At 55.7% G+C, this 15,065-nt stretch carries 13 protein-coding genes and 1 pseudogene; 11 read left to right on the forward strand and 3 right to left on the reverse strand.

Going from position 1 to position 15,065, the window contains the following annotated elements:
- Positions 1–163 precede the first annotated feature (163 nt).
- Together ubiE and BM022_RS08760 are read right to left on the reverse strand one after the other, a co-directional pair.
- Positions 164–898 (reverse strand): bifunctional demethylmenaquinone methyltransferase/2-methoxy-6-polyprenyl-1,4-benzoquinol methylase UbiE, encoded by a 735-nt coding sequence (ubiE, locus tag BM022_RS08755; protein ID WP_091138570.1) that lies wholly within the window; start codon positions 896–898, stop codon positions 164–166.
- Between the two features lie 89 nt (positions 899–987).
- A complete protein-coding gene (locus BM022_RS08760) occupies positions 988–1,368 on the reverse strand; it encodes a gamma-butyrobetaine hydroxylase family protein (protein WP_091138572.1) in 381 nt (126 codons plus the stop codon).
- Between the two features lie 411 nt (positions 1,369–1,779).
- Between BM022_RS08760 and BM022_RS08765 the strand changes: the two are divergent.
- Positions 1,780–2,596 (forward strand): annotated as a pseudogene (locus BM022_RS08765) (FAD-dependent oxidoreductase).
- Positions 2,597–2,602: 6 nt separating this feature from the next.
- Here BM022_RS08765 and BM022_RS08770 read toward each other — a convergent pair.
- Complete coding sequence (locus tag BM022_RS08770) at positions 2,603–3,112, reverse strand: DUF1269 domain-containing protein (protein ID WP_091138575.1); 510 nt, start codon at positions 3,110–3,112, stop codon at positions 2,603–2,605.
- A gap of 286 nt (positions 3,113–3,398) precedes the next feature.
- On the opposite strand from BM022_RS08770, the gene BM022_RS08775 reads away from it, so the two are divergent.
- The 10 genes from BM022_RS08775 to BM022_RS08820 all read left to right on the forward strand — a co-directional run bounded on the left by BM022_RS08775 (position 3,399) and on the right by BM022_RS08820 (position 15,017).
- Positions 3,399–4,520 (forward strand): S-(hydroxymethyl)glutathione dehydrogenase/class III alcohol dehydrogenase, encoded by a 1,122-nt coding sequence (locus BM022_RS08775; RefSeq protein ID WP_091138578.1) that lies wholly within the window; start codon positions 3,399–3,401, stop codon positions 4,518–4,520.
- A gap of 54 nt (positions 4,521–4,574) precedes the next feature.
- Positions 4,575–5,414 (forward strand): S-formylglutathione hydrolase, encoded by an 840-nt coding sequence (gene fghA, locus BM022_RS08780; protein WP_177191668.1) that lies wholly within the window; start codon positions 4,575–4,577, stop codon positions 5,412–5,414.
- A gap of 154 nt (positions 5,415–5,568) precedes the next feature.
- Positions 5,569–6,673 (forward strand): peptide chain release factor 2 gene (gene prfB, locus BM022_RS08785; protein ID WP_143079556.1). Its coding sequence is split into 2 segments (ribosomal slippage): positions 5,569–5,649 and positions 5,651–6,673, totalling 1,104 coding nucleotides; the frame shifts between segments, so codons are not numbered across the junction.
- 25 nt (positions 6,674–6,698) lie between these two features.
- Complete coding sequence (gene lysS / locus BM022_RS08790) at positions 6,699–8,228, forward strand: lysine--tRNA ligase (protein ID WP_371264313.1); 1,530 nt, start codon at positions 6,699–6,701, stop codon at positions 8,226–8,228.
- Positions 8,229–8,778: 550 nt separating this feature from the next.
- Entirely contained in the window at positions 8,779–9,885 is a 1,107-nt protein-coding gene (locus BM022_RS08795; RefSeq protein ID WP_256209074.1) for an urease accessory protein UreH domain-containing protein, read from the forward strand.
- A gap of 69 nt (positions 9,886–9,954) precedes the next feature.
- A complete protein-coding gene (locus BM022_RS08800; protein ID WP_091138584.1) occupies positions 9,955–12,399 on the forward strand; it encodes a heavy metal translocating P-type ATPase in 2,445 nt (814 codons plus the stop codon).
- A complete protein-coding gene (locus BM022_RS08805) occupies positions 12,396–12,611 on the forward strand; it encodes a heavy-metal-associated domain-containing protein (protein ID WP_256209075.1) in 216 nt (71 codons plus the stop codon). Before BM022_RS08800 ends, BM022_RS08805 begins: the two co-directional genes overlap by 4 nt.
- Positions 12,595–12,906, forward strand: a complete 312-nt coding sequence (locus tag BM022_RS08810; protein WP_305728856.1) for a metal-sensitive transcriptional regulator — start codon at positions 12,595–12,597, stop codon at positions 12,904–12,906. The genes BM022_RS08805 and BM022_RS08810 overlap by 17 nt, the downstream gene beginning before the upstream one ends.
- A gap of 81 nt (positions 12,907–12,987) precedes the next feature.
- On the forward strand, positions 12,988–13,725 hold the full coding sequence (locus tag BM022_RS08815) for a c-type cytochrome (protein ID WP_177191666.1): 738 nt from the start codon (positions 12,988–12,990) through the stop codon (positions 13,723–13,725).
- On the forward strand, positions 13,722–15,017 hold the full coding sequence (locus BM022_RS08820) for a c-type cytochrome (protein WP_091138589.1): 1,296 nt from the start codon (positions 13,722–13,724) through the stop codon (positions 15,015–15,017). The genes BM022_RS08815 and BM022_RS08820 overlap by 4 nt, the downstream gene beginning before the upstream one ends.
- The last annotated feature ends 48 nt before the right edge of the window (positions 15,018–15,065 follow it).

Below are 15,065 nucleotides of genomic sequence, written 5' to 3' on the forward strand. Positions count from 1 at the left end.
GGACAGGAGCTTATTATGATTTTGTAGAAGCCTTTTTTACCGGAAACGTGCGCCAGGATCCGGTGACGCTTAAGGATGATATCAGCGTAAAACAGTTATCCATGAGCCCCGGGCGCAACATATTGCAAAATCGAGACCCGTCGCGTTCGCTACGCCCCTGTCATCAAAACTTGTAGCCGCGGTGCAGTGCGACAACGCTGGCTGTCAGGTTAAAGTACTCCACCCGGTCAAACCCGGCCTGTTGCATTAAACGTTTTAATTCTTCCTGCGAGGGATGCATCCGGATCGATTCGGCGAGATAGCGATAGCTATCGCTATCCTTGGCGATAAGCTTGCCCATTGCCGGGAGGACATTGAACGAATATAGATCGTAGAAGCGCTGCAGGGGTTTCCATACCTTTGAGAATTCGAGCACGATGAGGCGCCCACCGGGCCTAAGGACACGGAGCATTTCCCTCAGCGCGCCGTCCTTGTGGGTCATGTTTCTAAGCCCAAACGCAACGCTTACGCAGTCGAAATAGTCGTTGTGAAATGGCAGCTTTTCCGCGTCGCACTGGGTTACCGACACAGCCGCTCCCTCATCCAGCAACCGGTCACGGCCTATCGTAAGCATGGAATTGTTTATATCGGTCAGCCAGATCTCGCCGCTGGCGCCGGCCTGCTCCCAAAACAGCATGCTCAGATCGCCGGTGCCGCCGGCGATGTCCAGCACACGGTCACCTTTTTTGACTCCGCTTGCCTCCACGGCAAAGCGCTTCCACAGCCGGTGCATACCTGCCGACATCAGGTCATTCATCAGGTTATAGCGCTCCGCCACTGAATCGAACACCCCGGCAACTCTGCGGGCTTTTTCTGTTTCAGCAACGGTATTAAAGCCAAAATGCGTAGTCTTAGTCATGAATGGCCAGTCTTATGTAGGAAAGGATGCACAAAATATATATTGATGAGGTTGCGGCGCCGTTCACGCCCGGCAGGCGCACGTTCCGGCTAGCGACGAACCTCTCGGCTCGCTCCTGCTGCGTCCATCCGCTTCAAGTAATGCTGCCACATCTCGTCCTGGCGCAAGCCATAATCGTAAAGCAAATCCCAGGAATAAAGACCGGTATTGTGGCCGTCAGAAAAATTTAGCTGAATCGCGTAATTGCCGACCGGTTCGATTCGGTCAATGTTCACCTCCTTCTTGCCGGTTTGCAGCGTTTCCTGTCCCTGACCATGGCCTCTCACCTCAGCAGAAGGGGAGTAAACCCGTAAAAACTCGCATGGGAATCGAAACGTCTGACCGTCACTGAAGGAAATTTCCAGTATTCTCGATTTTCGATGCAGTTTTACTTCAGTAGGATTAGGAGTACCTTTACTTAGCCCTGCCATTTCATCCTTGCCATATGATTTCCTCGCTCGCGAACCGGGAATGATAAACCAGCAGGGGCAAAACCGAAACCCTGAGGAACTTGCATTATCGCCAGCTCATCATTCGCTGCCCTCTTTCCCATCCGTCACGAGCTGATACTCATTGGCGGCGGACATGCTCATGTCCTGCTGCTGCGGAAATTCGGCGTCAACCCGTTAAGAAATATTCGAGTGACGCTGATAAGCGACGTCGAGCACGCGGCTTACTCGGGGATGCTGCCGGGTCATATCAGCGGTATCTACAGCCGGGAGGAAATGTTTATCGATCTGCGCCAACTGTGAGACTTTTGCGGCGCCCGCTTCATTCACGCGCAAGCATATGGCATCGATCTGAAGCGGAAACAGGTTCTCATTGGCTTTGACGGTTCAACGCTGCCTGCCGATGTGATCTCCATCAACATAGGCGGTACCTCATGCATGGCGAGCGTAGCCGGCGCAAACCAATGGGCAATTCCAACCAAGCCCGTACCCGACTTACTGCGCGGTTGGGCATGTGTCCAGGCGGCAGCCGCGCACGCAAGAATGCGAGTTATTGTCGTAGGCGGCGGCGCAGGCGGAGTGGAACTGACACTGGCAATGCATTCGCAGCTGCGAAACGAAGCTGAGTTCACAATTATTCATGCCGGGCCGCATCTGCTGCCCGGATACCATTCGCGCGCGCGAGGTATTGTTGACAGCCTTCTATACGCGCGCCGTAACGGTAGTCAAAGGTCGCCGGGTAGTTGAAGTGATGCAGGATCACTTACGACTCGACGGCGGACAAACCCTCCCGGCTGACTTCGTTTTTTGGGCCGCACAGGCTGCGCCTTCCCTATGGCTGGAAGAAAGCGGACTGGACACTACCAGCGAAGGCTTCGTTCGAGTCGCACCCACGCTTCAAACACTAAGCCATCCCGGGATTTTTGCCGCGGGTGACGTAGCTGCTGTCCAAAATCGGGCATTGCCGAAGTCTGGTGTTTTTGCCGTACGCATGGCTAAGCCGCTGGAGCGCAACCTGCGTGCTTATCTTGCTGGCCCTCCGCTCAGCGCCTATAAACCGCAACGCCACAGCCTCAGCCTTATTGGCACCGCGGATAGGCGCGCCATTGCGTCGTATGGCCCTTGGGCTGGCCACTCCGCTCTTTTCTGGCGATGGAAAGATTGGATCGATCGCCGTTTCATGAAACAGTTCACAAACCTGACACGCTAGCACTCGTTACGGGAATGCCGGTATGATCGGTTCCGTGCCTTCAATGTCCACTTCAGGCAAATGTTTCTTTATACGGGCCTCGATCTCCGCTACCCGATTCTTTGGCACATCGGCCAAAACCAGCAGATGCCCGGCCTCGATCGCTTCTTCAAACTGTTTAATTCTGGAACTGGGCGTGCTGACCCCTATTAGGCTGCCGGCCCATGCACCCACACCTGCGCCTGCAAGCGCGCTTCCCAGCAAGACGCCGCCCGCAAGGACGGTCGAAGCAGGGGGAAGCGCTATTGCAACCAGTCCGGCAAGCGCGCCAGCCGATCCGCCCAGCGCTAGCCCACGCTCGACCGCCGGGACAAAATCGCTTTTTTGAAGGAGATTCGCCTCCGGCAGGTCTTCCAGCTCCGTGCCGCGCTTGGCGACCACGTGAATGTGCCGCTCCTCGATCCGCGCCAACAACAGGTCATCGACTATACGTTTGGTGGTCTCAATATCGGGGGAAAGAAAGTAGATCCGTCTCATCATGACCTCCTTAAAATCATTTATTAATAGGCAAATCACTAGGGCAGAGATACAAACCAGCCTAATTCATAATAGACGCCTTGTACCAAAAAGCCAACCTCGTCGGTACGCCGAGGGGCATGAGCCCGAGCCGCGTTTTTTCGGTCGCTCCGTCGCAGCTACGGTAATCTTCAGAACAACATGCCGAAAAAAGCATGCTGAACCGGGGACGCAGCGTTATTTGCAAATCCACGGATTGCCAAGCATACTACTCGGGAGCGTAACCGAGAGCAGAGAGGACTCGATCATGGATAAGATAAAGACGCGTGCAGCGGTTGCCTGGGGCCCCGGGCAGCCTTTAGCTATCGAAGAAGTGGACCTGATGCCGCCCCAGAAAGGGGAAGCACTGGTACGCATCGTCGCTACCGGTGTCTGCCATACTGATGCGTTCACGTTGTCAGGCAAGGATCCCGAAGGAAAATTTCCCGCCATTCTTGGCCACGAGGGCGGAGGTATTGTCGAGGCCGTAGGTGAAGGCGTGACCTCGCTCGCGCCGGGTGATCACGTCATCCCGCTCTATACCCCCGAGTGCGGCAAATGCGAATACTGTAAATCGGGTAAAACGAATCTGTGCCAAGCGATCCGTGCGACGCAGGGACAGGGGCTGATGCCGGACGGCACTACACGGTTTTCCAAGGATGGCAAACCCATCTACCATTACATGGGTACCTCCACGTTCTCCGAATACACGGTCATACCCGAGATTGCGCTCGCTAAAATCAGCAAGGAAGCGCCGCTCGAAAAAGTATGCCTGCTTGGCTGCGGCGTGACGACCGGCATGGGCGCCGTGTCCAACACGGCAAAAGTAAAAGCGGGCAATACTATCGCCGTCTTCGGTCTGGGCGGCATCGGTCTGGCGGTAATCATCGGCGCCGTCAAAGCCAGGGCCGGACGGATCATTGCGATCGACCTGAACCCGACGAAATTTGAAATTGCGCGCAAGCTGGGAGCAACTGATGTGGTCAACCCCGCAGATTACGACCGGCCCATACAGGATGTCATTGTCGAAATGACAGGAGGGGTGGACTTTTCCTTTGAATGCATCGGCAACGTCAAAGTGATGCGCTCCGCACTGGAGTGTTGTCATAAGGGTTGGGGAGAGTCGGTCATCATCGGCGTCGCCGGGGCGGGCGAAGAGATCTGCACCCGCCCCTTCCAGCTCGTAACCGGACGCGTCTGGCGCGGGTCGGCGTTTGGCGGAGTAAAGGGCCGAACCCAGCTGCCGGGCTACGTGCAACGTTACCTCGATGGGGAGTTCGAACTCGATACCTTCATCACTCACACTTTCGAGCTGAGGGACATCAATAGGGCGTTTGACCTCATGCACGAGGGAAAGTCTATCCGCTCGGTGATTCATTTCAGTAGATAAGCACGATAAACAGGCGGTAATTAGGACTGGAACGGGAGGCAGGTTATGCAGGTCTTGCAACTTCTTTCAAGCCATCGAGCGTTCGAAGGATCGCAAGAGCGCTACCGTCACTTCTCGACTTCGCTCAATTGCGAAATGAATTTCTCGATTTATCTTCCGCCACACCGCGAAAATCGGCTGCCCGCAACAACCTACTGGCTATCCGGATTGACTTGCACCGACGAGAATTTCACCAACAAAGCAGGCGCACAGCGCGTCGCCGCGGAACTGGGCATGGTGCTGGTCGTGCCTGATACCAGCCCGCGCGGGGAAGGTGTAGCGGATGTGGAGAATGCATATGACTTGGGTCTGGGCGCCGGGTTTTATGTGAACGCGATCCAGGAACCCTGGAGCCGCCACTACCACATGTACGATTATATCGTCGATGAGCTCCCGGCCCTCATCGAGCAGTCTTTCCCTGTTAGCGACCGTCGTTCCATTAGCGGGCATTCGATGGGAGGACATGGGGCCCTCGTCATTGCGCTGCGTAATCCGCGCCGTTACCGCTCGGTCTCCGTCTTTTCCCCTATCTCCAATCCGACCGATGCCCCGTGGGGCAAAAAAGCATTCAGCCATTACCTTGGCAGCGACGTCAAAAGCTGGCGCGACTATGACGCAACGTTCCTCATCAAGGCCGCTGATCGGGCCGAATACCTGCCAATGCTGATCGATCAGGGCGACGCGGATGAGTTCCTGGCCGAGCAACTGAAGCCTGAGCGACTGATCGACGCGTGCAAATCAGCAAATTATCCAGCGCAGTTCAACATGCGCGCAGGCTACGATCACAGTTATTTTTTCATCAGCACATTCATCGAAAGCCATTTGCGTTTTCATGCCAGCGCTCTATCCGCCTGAAAAACGGGTGGCGGAGTCTATTACCCGCCGACGTTCCGCTACTTCCATACCTCGGCGTAAGGGTGTGCCGGTTCATACGCTTATCCACGTCTCCAGTGTAAGCCGTATGCCCCTCCCCCTTCCTGTATAATTATTTCCTTTTGGAATAACTCCCATGGAAGCGGAACAGCTAAACGCGGTCATTAACCAGCTCGATGATCTCGATCACCGCGCAATAGAATTGCGGAGGTATCTTTGACTTCGATAGCAAACAGACCCGCCTGAATGAACTGACCCGGCTGACGGAAGACCCGGCCATCTGGGATGACAATAAACGCGCCCAGGAACTGGGCCGGGAAAAGAAAACGCTGGAGAGCGTTGTCGTCACCCTCGATACCGTCGGGCGGCAATTGCACGATGCCCGAGACCTGTTCGAGATGGCACGGGAAGAAGATGACGACGCTACCCTGCGAAGCATCGAGCGTGATATTGAACATCTCGAGAAAACCGTCGCGGATATGGAATTCCGCCGCATGTTTTCCAACCCGTTGGACCCCAATAATTGCTTCGTCGACATACAGTCCGGCTCTGGCGGCACCGAGGCACAGGATTGGGCAGCGATGCTGCAACGTATGTATTTGCGCTATTGCGAACGCCGTGGCTATAGCGTAGAAATAATGGAAGAGTCGCCGGGGGAAGTTGCGGGTATCAAGAGCGCAAGTCTCAAGATATCCGGCGAATATGCCTATGGCTACCTTCGCACTGAAACCGGCGTGCACCGCCTGGTGCGGAAGTCCCCGTTCGATTCCGGAAACCGCCGGCATACTTCCTTTGCCAGCGTGTTTGTTTACCCCGAAGCGGATGAAACAATCGACATCGACATCAACCCGGCCGATTTGCGCGTGGATACGTTCCGCGCGTCCGGCGCAGGCGGGCAGCATATCAATAAAACTGATTCGGCCGTTCGTATCACACATAATCCCACCGGGATTGTGGTGCAGTGCCAAAGCGGCCGCTCGCAGCACCGCAACCGCGCAGACGCGATGGCGATGTTGAAATCCCGTCTGTATGAGGCCGAATTGCGCAAGCGCAATGAAGAAAAACAGGCGGTGGAGGATAGCAAAACCGACATCGGCTGGGGCCACCAGATCCGCTCCTACGTCCTGGATCAGTCACGCATCAAGGATTTGCGCACCGGTGTCGAAACCGGAAATACCCAGGCCGTGCTTGACGGTGGGCTGGAGGATTTCATCGCCGCCAGTTTGAAACACGGCATATAAGTTTAAGAAAAAAAAGGAGCTGAAAGTGGCAGATGACGCTTTGGAGAAGAATCTGGACGAAACGCATGATCGGGTTCACGCAGAGATCAAGCTTGTCGAGGAGCGTCGCGCCAAACTGGGTGCGCTGCGTCAAGCAGGCAATGCTTTTCCCAATGATTTCCGCCGCGACGATCTTGCACAGGATCTTCATCGAGAATATGGAGATTATTCCAACGAAATGCTGGAAGAGACGCCACGCACTGTCAGCGTGGCTGGACGCATGATATTGAAACGCGTCATGGGTAAGGCGAGCTTCGCGACGATCCAGGATATGAGCGGCCGTATCCAGCTTTATATTGCGATTGATGTGGCCGGTGCTGAGACACAGGCGGCGTTCAAGCATTATGACCTCGGCGATGTTCTCGGCGCTCAGGGCACACTGTTCAGGACCAGGACCGGCGAGCTCTCCGTACGTGTGACCAACCTTCGGTTGCTCACCAAATCGCTGCGCCCACTGCCGGAAAAATTCCATGGCCTGGCTGATCAGGAACAGAAATACCGCCAGCGGTATCTCGACCTCATCACCAATGAAACCAGCCGCAACGTTTTCATTACCCGATCACGCATCATCCAGTCCATACGCGAGTGTCTGGTCGCGCGCGGTTATCTGGAGGTCGAAACGCCCATGATGCACCCTATCCCCGGCGGCGCCGCGGCGCGTCCCTTCGTCACGCATCACAACGCGCTGGATATGGAACTTTTTCTTCGCATTGCCCCGGAGCTTTATCTGAAGCGGTTGGTAATCGGCGGCTTGGAACGGGTGTTCGAAATTAACCGCAGCTTCAGGAATGAAGGCATTTCTACTCGGCATAATCCGGAGTTCACGATGCTGGAATTTTATGAGGCTTACCGGGACTACGCTTACTTGATGGACTTCACGGAAACCATGCTGCGGGAAATCGCTGTAAAAGTGTTAGGCACGACCATCATCAATTATCAGGGGCGGGAGATTGATCTTGCGCGGCCATTCGAGCGGCTCACCATTACGCAGGCTATCCGGAAGTTTCACCCTGAAATCGTAGATGAACAACTCGCAGACCGTGCATTTGTGATCGCCAAACTCAAGTCTCTCGGTGTTGCTTACAAGCCGGAGGACGGCATCGGCGGCTTGCAATTGACGTTATTCGATGAAACCACTGAGCATTTACTGTTTGATCCGGTTTTCATTGTTAATTATCCAGCCGAGGTCTCGCCCCTTGCGCGGCGTAACGACGATAATCCTGCGATAACCGATCGGTTTGAGCTCTACATTGCCGGACGCGAAATCGCCAACGGATTTTCCGAATTGAACGATCCCGAGGATCAGGCCGCTCGCTTTCAGCAACAGGCCAGCGCCAAGGAATCGGGCGATGAGGAGGCCATGCACTACGACGCCGACTATATCCGGGCCCTTGAGTACGGCCTGCCGCCCACCGCGGGCGAGGGTATCGGCATAGACCGGCTAGTCATGCTTTTTACCGATAGTCCGAGTATCCGCGATGTGATTCTGTTTCCGCAACTGCGGCCGGAAGACTGATCCGGCTGACACCCTTGGGCATTTTTTTTCAGGGACATGTAGCGATCATCCGCATTCTCTCAATACCCTCTGCCCTCTGTCTCAGTAGGTAAATGAGGGTCCATAGTATTCATGGCGGAAGAAGACGAGTAATGCTTCTCCGCGACAACACATCCATCGCTAATCAAGCTCTTTTCAAAAAATCCTGCCCCTTGCGGGCGCGGGCACTCCTACGGCTTCCCCACAAACTTTATGCGGCCCCACGCCGCAGGAGGCTTCGGCACTCCATTCAAACGATGATAATGGTGACCTCCTGACCCTGCCGTCCGGTTTCAGCCTATTCCCAGCGCGAAAACAGGATCGCTTTTTTCAAGCCATTTGCACTTTTCCCTCATATACCCCTGCCGGGTATTGACATATACCCCACTAGGGTATATGGTTGATACCAAGATTCAAACCTTATTCCCTAATTTGCTAACGCGGTGGCTACTTCTGGCTACTTGATTCAGGCAACCATGCACGGGTGGTGTTTCCTGAAGAACGGTCTTGGTTCAGCCAATAGGATGCGATGATGAATAAATCCAGACGTCTGAGAATCAAAGGCATGCATTGCACGGGTTGCGAAGAAACGATCGAAAATGCGTTATGCAGCTTACCCGGGGTACAGGGAGTAAAGGCGGATTATGTAAGGAGAACGATTGAGGTCGAGTTCGACGGCGAGCTCATCGCCGATGCGGGGATTCGGGCCGCAATCGAAGAAAAGGGCTACGAATTTGACAGCGCATCGGCGACCGCAGGCAGCCTGTTACGCAACGGGTCTATTTTCCTGTTCTTTCTACTGCTGGTAGGCGGAATTACGTTCTGGGGCAAAAGCATGGTCCCTGGGCTGGTGGGAGAGATGAGCCCCAATCTCGGCCACGCCATGCTGTTTTCCATCGGATTTTTTACCGGCTTCCATTGCATTGGCATGTGCGGCGGATTTGTCGTCGGCTACGCCTCCGCAAATGGACCGCAATCGGCTGCTTCCACGGCAATGAGACATCTGATGTACGCCAGCGGCAAAACAATCTCTTACGCAGTTATTGGCGGCACGCTGGGACTGCTTGGCTCAATTGTGACCTTTACCCCTTACATGCGAGGCGTCATCAGTATTGCAGCCAGTATTTTCGTAATAATTTATGGGCTCAAAATGCTGGATGTGTTTCCGGCACTGCGGGGTTTTACCGTGCGCTTGCCTCACTTCGTGACAAAGGGGGTGGCGAATGAGTTGCGGGTCCAGCGCAGCCCGCTGATGGTCGGGTTGTTGAACGGCTTCATGCTGGGCTGCGGCCCATTGCAGGCCATGTATGTCATGGCTGCCGGCACGGGCAGCGCCCAGGAGGGAGCGACGATGCTGTTCTTCTTCGGCCTGGGCACGCTTATACCCCTGATGGGCTTCGGCCTGATTGCCAGTAGTGTCCCGCGCCGCATCATGCGTCAACTTGTGCTCGCTTCCGCGGTCCTGGTTATTGGTATGGGTCTGATGATGGCGGATCGGGGACTTAAATTGACGGAGTCCGGTTACGATTTCAACTCGCTGACTTCCCGCTCGCACCAGCTGGGTTCAGCGAACGGGCAGGTAAATGGGCCGATGAAGAATTACCTTGAATCAGGTGAATCGGGTAATGCCAGGCGGTAGCGTCGACGAAAAACAAAAAGCCTGGAGTAGCTTGCCGGCTTATTCGCTTCCTTTCAAGAGATCGATGACATGAACTCATCCGTGCTAAAGCAAATAGACCTGCCCATCGAGGGCATGACGTGTGCCGCGTGCGCGGCGCGTATCGAAAAAAACCTGAATAAGCTCCCGGGCGTGCGCGCTGCTGTCAATTTTGCTAACGAGAAAGCTCGGATTGAGTTTGACGCTGCGGCAACCTCTCCGGAGCACCTGGTGCATTCGATCGAAAAAGCGGGCTTCCAGGTTGTACCTCAATCCGTACAGCTGCAAATCGCCGGAATGACATGTGCCGCGTGCAGCGGCCGTATCGAAAAAGCACTCAACTCCCTGCCGGGCGTAACTGCAAATGTCAACCTCGCCACGGAGGTTGCCCACGCCCGTTTCAACCTTGGCGCCGCATCGGTGGAAGATCTGATCGCGGCAGTTACCCGAACCGGTTTTGGCGCCACCGAAATCAGCGAAGCCAGCCGTGCTGAGGAAAAAGCGCGCAGGCGTGCCAGTTACCAGGCGGAGCTCCGCATGTTCTGGATTTCGGCTGCGCTGAGTCTCCCCTTAATGCTGCAGATGGTCCCCATGTTCTGGGGCGACCACATGGAACTGCCACGGGGGCTGCAGTTGCTGCTGGCGACGCCGGTTCAGTTCTGGGTAGGAAGGCGCTTCTATATTGGCGCATGGAATGCGTTACGCGGCGGCGGCGCAAACATGGATGTGCTGGTAGCGCTGGGTACCAGCATGGCATATTTGCTCAGCGCGGCTGTGACGCTGCTGGCGGTGGATCAACATGTGTACTTCGAAGCAAGCACCGCTATCATCACGCTGGTGCTGCTGGGCAAATTGATGGAAGCCCGCGCTAAAAGCAAGACTTCCGCAGCGATCGAGGAACTTGTCAAACTACAACCCAAGACCGCGCGGATGGAGCTTAACGGCGAGATCATCGAAGTGGAGGCAAGCACACTCAAGGTCGGGGATGTTTTTATCGTTCGGCCTGGCGAGAGCTTGCCGGTGGATGGCATAGTCATCGACGGCGCCTCCAGTGTGGATGAGGCGATGTTGACCGGCGAAAGCATGCCCGTCGCCAAGCAAGCAGATGCGAAAGTCTATGCAGCGACCGTAAATCAGCAGGGGCTGCTCAGATGCCGAGCCATCAGTGTCGGCGCTCATACCCAGCTTGCCGTGATTATTCGCCTGATAGAGGAAGCACAGGGCTCCAAGGCCCCGATCCAACGGCTGGCCGATACTGTTTCCGGAGTATTCGTGCCGGTGGTGGTTTCCCTGAGCGTCCTGACCCTGCTCCTCACATGGGGGCTGACGCGTGAGTTCGTTCCCGCCCTCATCAACGCCGTGGCGGTGCTGGTCATTGCCTGCCCCTGCGCATTAGGACTGGCGACGCCAACTGCGATCATGGTCGGAGTGGGGCGCGGTGCGCAGGCCGGAGTGCTGGTAAAAAACGCCGCGGCGCTGGAGCAGGCTGAAAAAATTCAGGTTCTGATCGTGGATAAGACCGGCACGCTGACGGAAGGGAGGCCGGCAGTGACGGATATCGTGCCAGCAGGATCGATCATGGAGCGCGATCTGATGCAGATTGTGGTTAGTCTCGAACAGGGATCGGAACATCCGCTGGCGAAAGCCGTAATGGAGCGGGCCGCGAGCTCAGGGCTACGGCCGCGGTCAGTGAGCAATTTCAGAGCCCTTCCTGGCAGCGGCGTTACAGCGCGTATTGATGATGTCGAATACTTGCTCGGCTCGCCCCGCTTTGCAAGAGAACATGGCGCACTCGTGGATGAAGAACTAATAGCTGTTCTTCAGGCCGAGGGTAAAACGGTCGTGTGCCTTTCCGCGGCAAACACTGCAAATGGGCACACAACTGACGTTCTCGGCTATCTTGCCATTGCGGATCGGGTGAGGAGCACTTCCGCACAAGCGGTAGCGCGGCTGCGAGCAATGGGCATAGAAGTCATCATGCTGACCGGCGACAACCGCGCCACCGCAGCAGCTATCGCCCGGCAAACCGGCATCACGGACTATCGTGCCGAAGTGCTGCCTAAGGATAAGGCCGCAGAAGTAAGCAAGATGAAGGAAAGCGGAAAATTTACGGGCATGGTTGGCGATGGAATCAACGATGCACCGGCCCTGGCCGCTGCCGATGTGAGTTTTGCCATAGGCGCTGGTTCAGATATTGCAATTCAAGCTGCCGATATCACCCTCATGCGCGACGACCTGATGAGCGTTGCTGACGCCATCTCCCTCTCACGAGCCACGCTGGGTAAAATCCGGCAGAACCTCTTTTTTGCTTTTATTTATAACGTGTTGGGCATACCGCTGGCGGCGGCAGGATTACTCAGCCCCGTGATCGCGGGCGCGGCAATGGCAATGAGTTCAGTATCGGTGGTAAGCAACTCGTTGTTGCTGAAACGGTGGCGGGCAGCGCCCGAGTCCGCTCTTGAGCAGTCGATTTACTTAACCGGAAAGGAGTCATGAAAATGCAAACAGAAATCATAAAAGTGAACGGAATGACCTGCATGGGTTGTGTCAACAGCGTGAAGAACGTGCTGGAGAAGATACCTGGTGTCAGCAGCGCGGACGTTTCTCTCGAACAGAAGCAGGTAACAGTCGCGTACGACGCCATGACAACTCATGCCGACCAGTTAAAGAACGCGATCAAGGAGGCCGGTTTTGAAGTCATCAGCTGACAAGAAGCCCTGTCACGCACCCGATATGGTGGTGCAGCCGGACAAGGAAGCTTTGATCAAACGCCTCAACCGGATCGAGGGCCAGGTGCGTGGGGTGGCGAAAATGATTACCGAGGATCGCTATTGCGTGGATATCCTGAACCAGGTATCTGCGCTTCAGTCCGCGCTTGACGCCGTTGCGATGCGATTGCTCGAAAACCATACTCATGGCTGCATGCAGGGGGCAATCAAGTCGGGCAACGGAGATGAAGCGATTGATGAATTAATGATGGTGGTGCGGAAATTCGCCCGCTAGTGGATTTGCCGTCCATCAATACTGCCCGCGAACATAACGCCGCTCTCATACCTAGGAAAGCACAGCAGGAACGAGGGTTTCATGAAACGACTCTTTCTGATCTTTTTATTATTTAGCGCGCTTGCTGTCGGCGCGTCGGAAATACTTGCGGCCAACGCCCCCGACACAATGGAGGAGCGGGTGAAGCCTTGTATTGTCTGTCACGGTCCAGAGGATAAAAAGGGAAGAGATGCGTACTACCCGCGCATTGCGGGCAAACCTCAAGGCTACCTTTTCAACCAGTTGCGTAATTTTCGCGATGGCAGGCGTCTCTATCGACCCATGGCAGTGCTACTGGAAGGTTTGCCCGATCAATATCTCTGGGAAATGGCCATGTATTTTGCCTCCCTGAAGCAAGCCTTTCCCCCGCCGGAGCCGATGAAGGCCCCGCCCGCCGAAATTGAACTTGCCCGCAAGCTGGTCACTCAGGGCGACCCTGCTCGAAACATCCCGGCATGCGTTGACTGCCACGGTAAAGCCCTGATGGGGACAACTCCTTTTATCCCCGGGTTACTCGGCCTGCCTCGCATCTACATTATGGCCCAGTTTGGCAATTGGCAGCATGGCGGACTGATCCGAGGGCAGACGCCGGACTGTATGTCGGAAATTGCTAAAAAACTGACGGCGAACGAGGCAAACATTATCGCGGCATGGTTGGCCGCCCAACCAGTGTCCGAGGCACTATTAAAGCGCGAGGGGCCCGCGCCGAAACTTTCCGATGAACTGGCAAGGCGTTGCGCCAGCATTGTCCTGCACTCCGGGCAGCCACAATCACAATGAAACATATCGCCATCGCTGCCGCGCTTGCCGGACTCTTAGGTATCGGCCTGTTCCTTGCATCGGCTGAAACCCGGCCCAGGATTGAAGAGAGCGAAAAACCGCCGACAGCAACGGCGGATGATATGGCGGTAAGACAAACCTTGCAAGCACGGGGCGCTTATCTCTCGCGGATCGGCAACTGCATGGGGTGCCATACGGCACAGGGTGGCCGGCCCTATGCCGGCGGGCATCGCCTCGATACCTCCATCGGAACGTTCGTTACGCCAAACATTACACCCGATTCGGAAACCGGGATCGGGCACTGGAATGAAGATGACTTGTGGCGGGCGCTGCATGAGGGCAAAGGGCGCCAGGGCGCGCCACTTTACCCGGCGTTCCCCTATACGGAGTATACAAAGGTCACGCGCGAGGACTCCGATGCCATTTTCGCCTATCTTCAGTCTCTCCCCCCTGTTGAGCAAAAAAATCCGCCAAGCGAGATCCGCTTTCCTTTCAATCTTCGCCCGCTCATTTATATCTGGCGTGCGCTTTACTTTGAGCCGGGCGTTTATCGCCCCGATGCAGGGAAAAAGGATCCGTGGAACCGGGGCGCATATCTCGTGCAAGGGCTCGGACATTGCAATGCCTGTCACACCTCTCGAAATCCGCTGGGCGCAAGCCAGGGCGGACTATTGGGCGGTGGGCAAATCATGGGCTCAAACTGGTACGCGCCCTCCCTCACCTCGCTCCAGGAAGCGAGCACTGCAGACTGGCCGCTTCATGACATTATCCAATTGCTTAAAACAGGGTTGTCATCTCGCGCAGCTACGGCGGGGCCGATGGCGGATGTCGTCAGCCAGAGCCTCCAGCATTTAGATGAGCAGGACGCCCATGCCATGGCTACGTATCTTAAATCGCTGCCCCAGAGCGACCCACGTTCCAGAGGAGTAGCGCCCCCCCTCACAGAGGAGGTCGATAAACTTCTTGCGCGAGGCGGCGACATCTATAAAACGCTTTGCGAGGATTGTCATGGCAACCTGGGACAAGGCAGGCCTAACGCTTACCCGGCGCTGGCGGACAACCGCGGTGTCACCCTGGCATCGCCGGTTAACGCGATTCGCAGCATTCTTTATGGTGGCTATGCACCGGTGACCATAAACAATCCGCGTCCTTATGGCATGCCGCCATTTGCGCAAATCTTGCGCGATGAAGAGATCGCCCTCGTTTTGTCGTATATCCGCAACTCATGGGGCAACCGTGGCAGCCTCGTTACCGCGATCGAGGTGGACCGAAGCCGGAAGGGAGCGCAATAAACACCGTAGAACTGATTCTTGAGCAGCGTGCTATCGCAGGACGCACGA

This window comes from Nitrosospira sp. Nsp14 (assembly GCF_900113575.1).
GTDB lineage: Bacteria > Pseudomonadota > Gammaproteobacteria > Burkholderiales > Nitrosomonadaceae > Nitrosospira.

What these genes read in the sequence shown, in the direction of transcription:
- ubiE (WP_091138570.1), bottom strand. Translation starts at nt 898, where the DNA reads ATGACTAAGACTACGCATTTTGGCTTTAATACCGTTGCTGAAACAGAA.
- BM022_RS08760 (WP_091138572.1), bottom strand. Translation starts at nt 1,368, where the DNA reads ATGGCAGGGCTAAGTAAAGGTACTCCTAATCCTACTGAAGTAAAACTG.
- BM022_RS08770 (WP_091138575.1), bottom strand. Translation starts at nt 3,112, where the DNA reads ATGAGACGGATCTACTTTCTTTCCCCCGATATTGAGACCACCAAACGT.
- BM022_RS08775 (WP_091138578.1), top strand. Translation starts at nt 3,399, where the DNA reads ATGGATAAGATAAAGACGCGTGCAGCGGTTGCCTGGGGCCCCGGGCAG.
- BM022_RS08795 (WP_256209074.1), top strand. Translation starts at nt 8,779, where the DNA reads ATGAATAAATCCAGACGTCTGAGAATCAAAGGCATGCATTGCACGGGT.
- BM022_RS08800 (WP_091138584.1), top strand. Translation starts at nt 9,955, where the DNA reads ATGAACTCATCCGTGCTAAAGCAAATAGACCTGCCCATCGAGGGCATG.
- BM022_RS08805 (WP_256209075.1), top strand. Translation starts at nt 12,396, where the DNA reads ATGAAAATGCAAACAGAAATCATAAAAGTGAACGGAATGACCTGCATG.
- BM022_RS08815 (WP_177191666.1), top strand. Translation starts at nt 12,988, where the DNA reads ATGAAACGACTCTTTCTGATCTTTTTATTATTTAGCGCGCTTGCTGTC.
- BM022_RS08820 (WP_091138589.1), top strand. Translation starts at nt 13,722, where the DNA reads ATGAAACATATCGCCATCGCTGCCGCGCTTGCCGGACTCTTAGGTATC.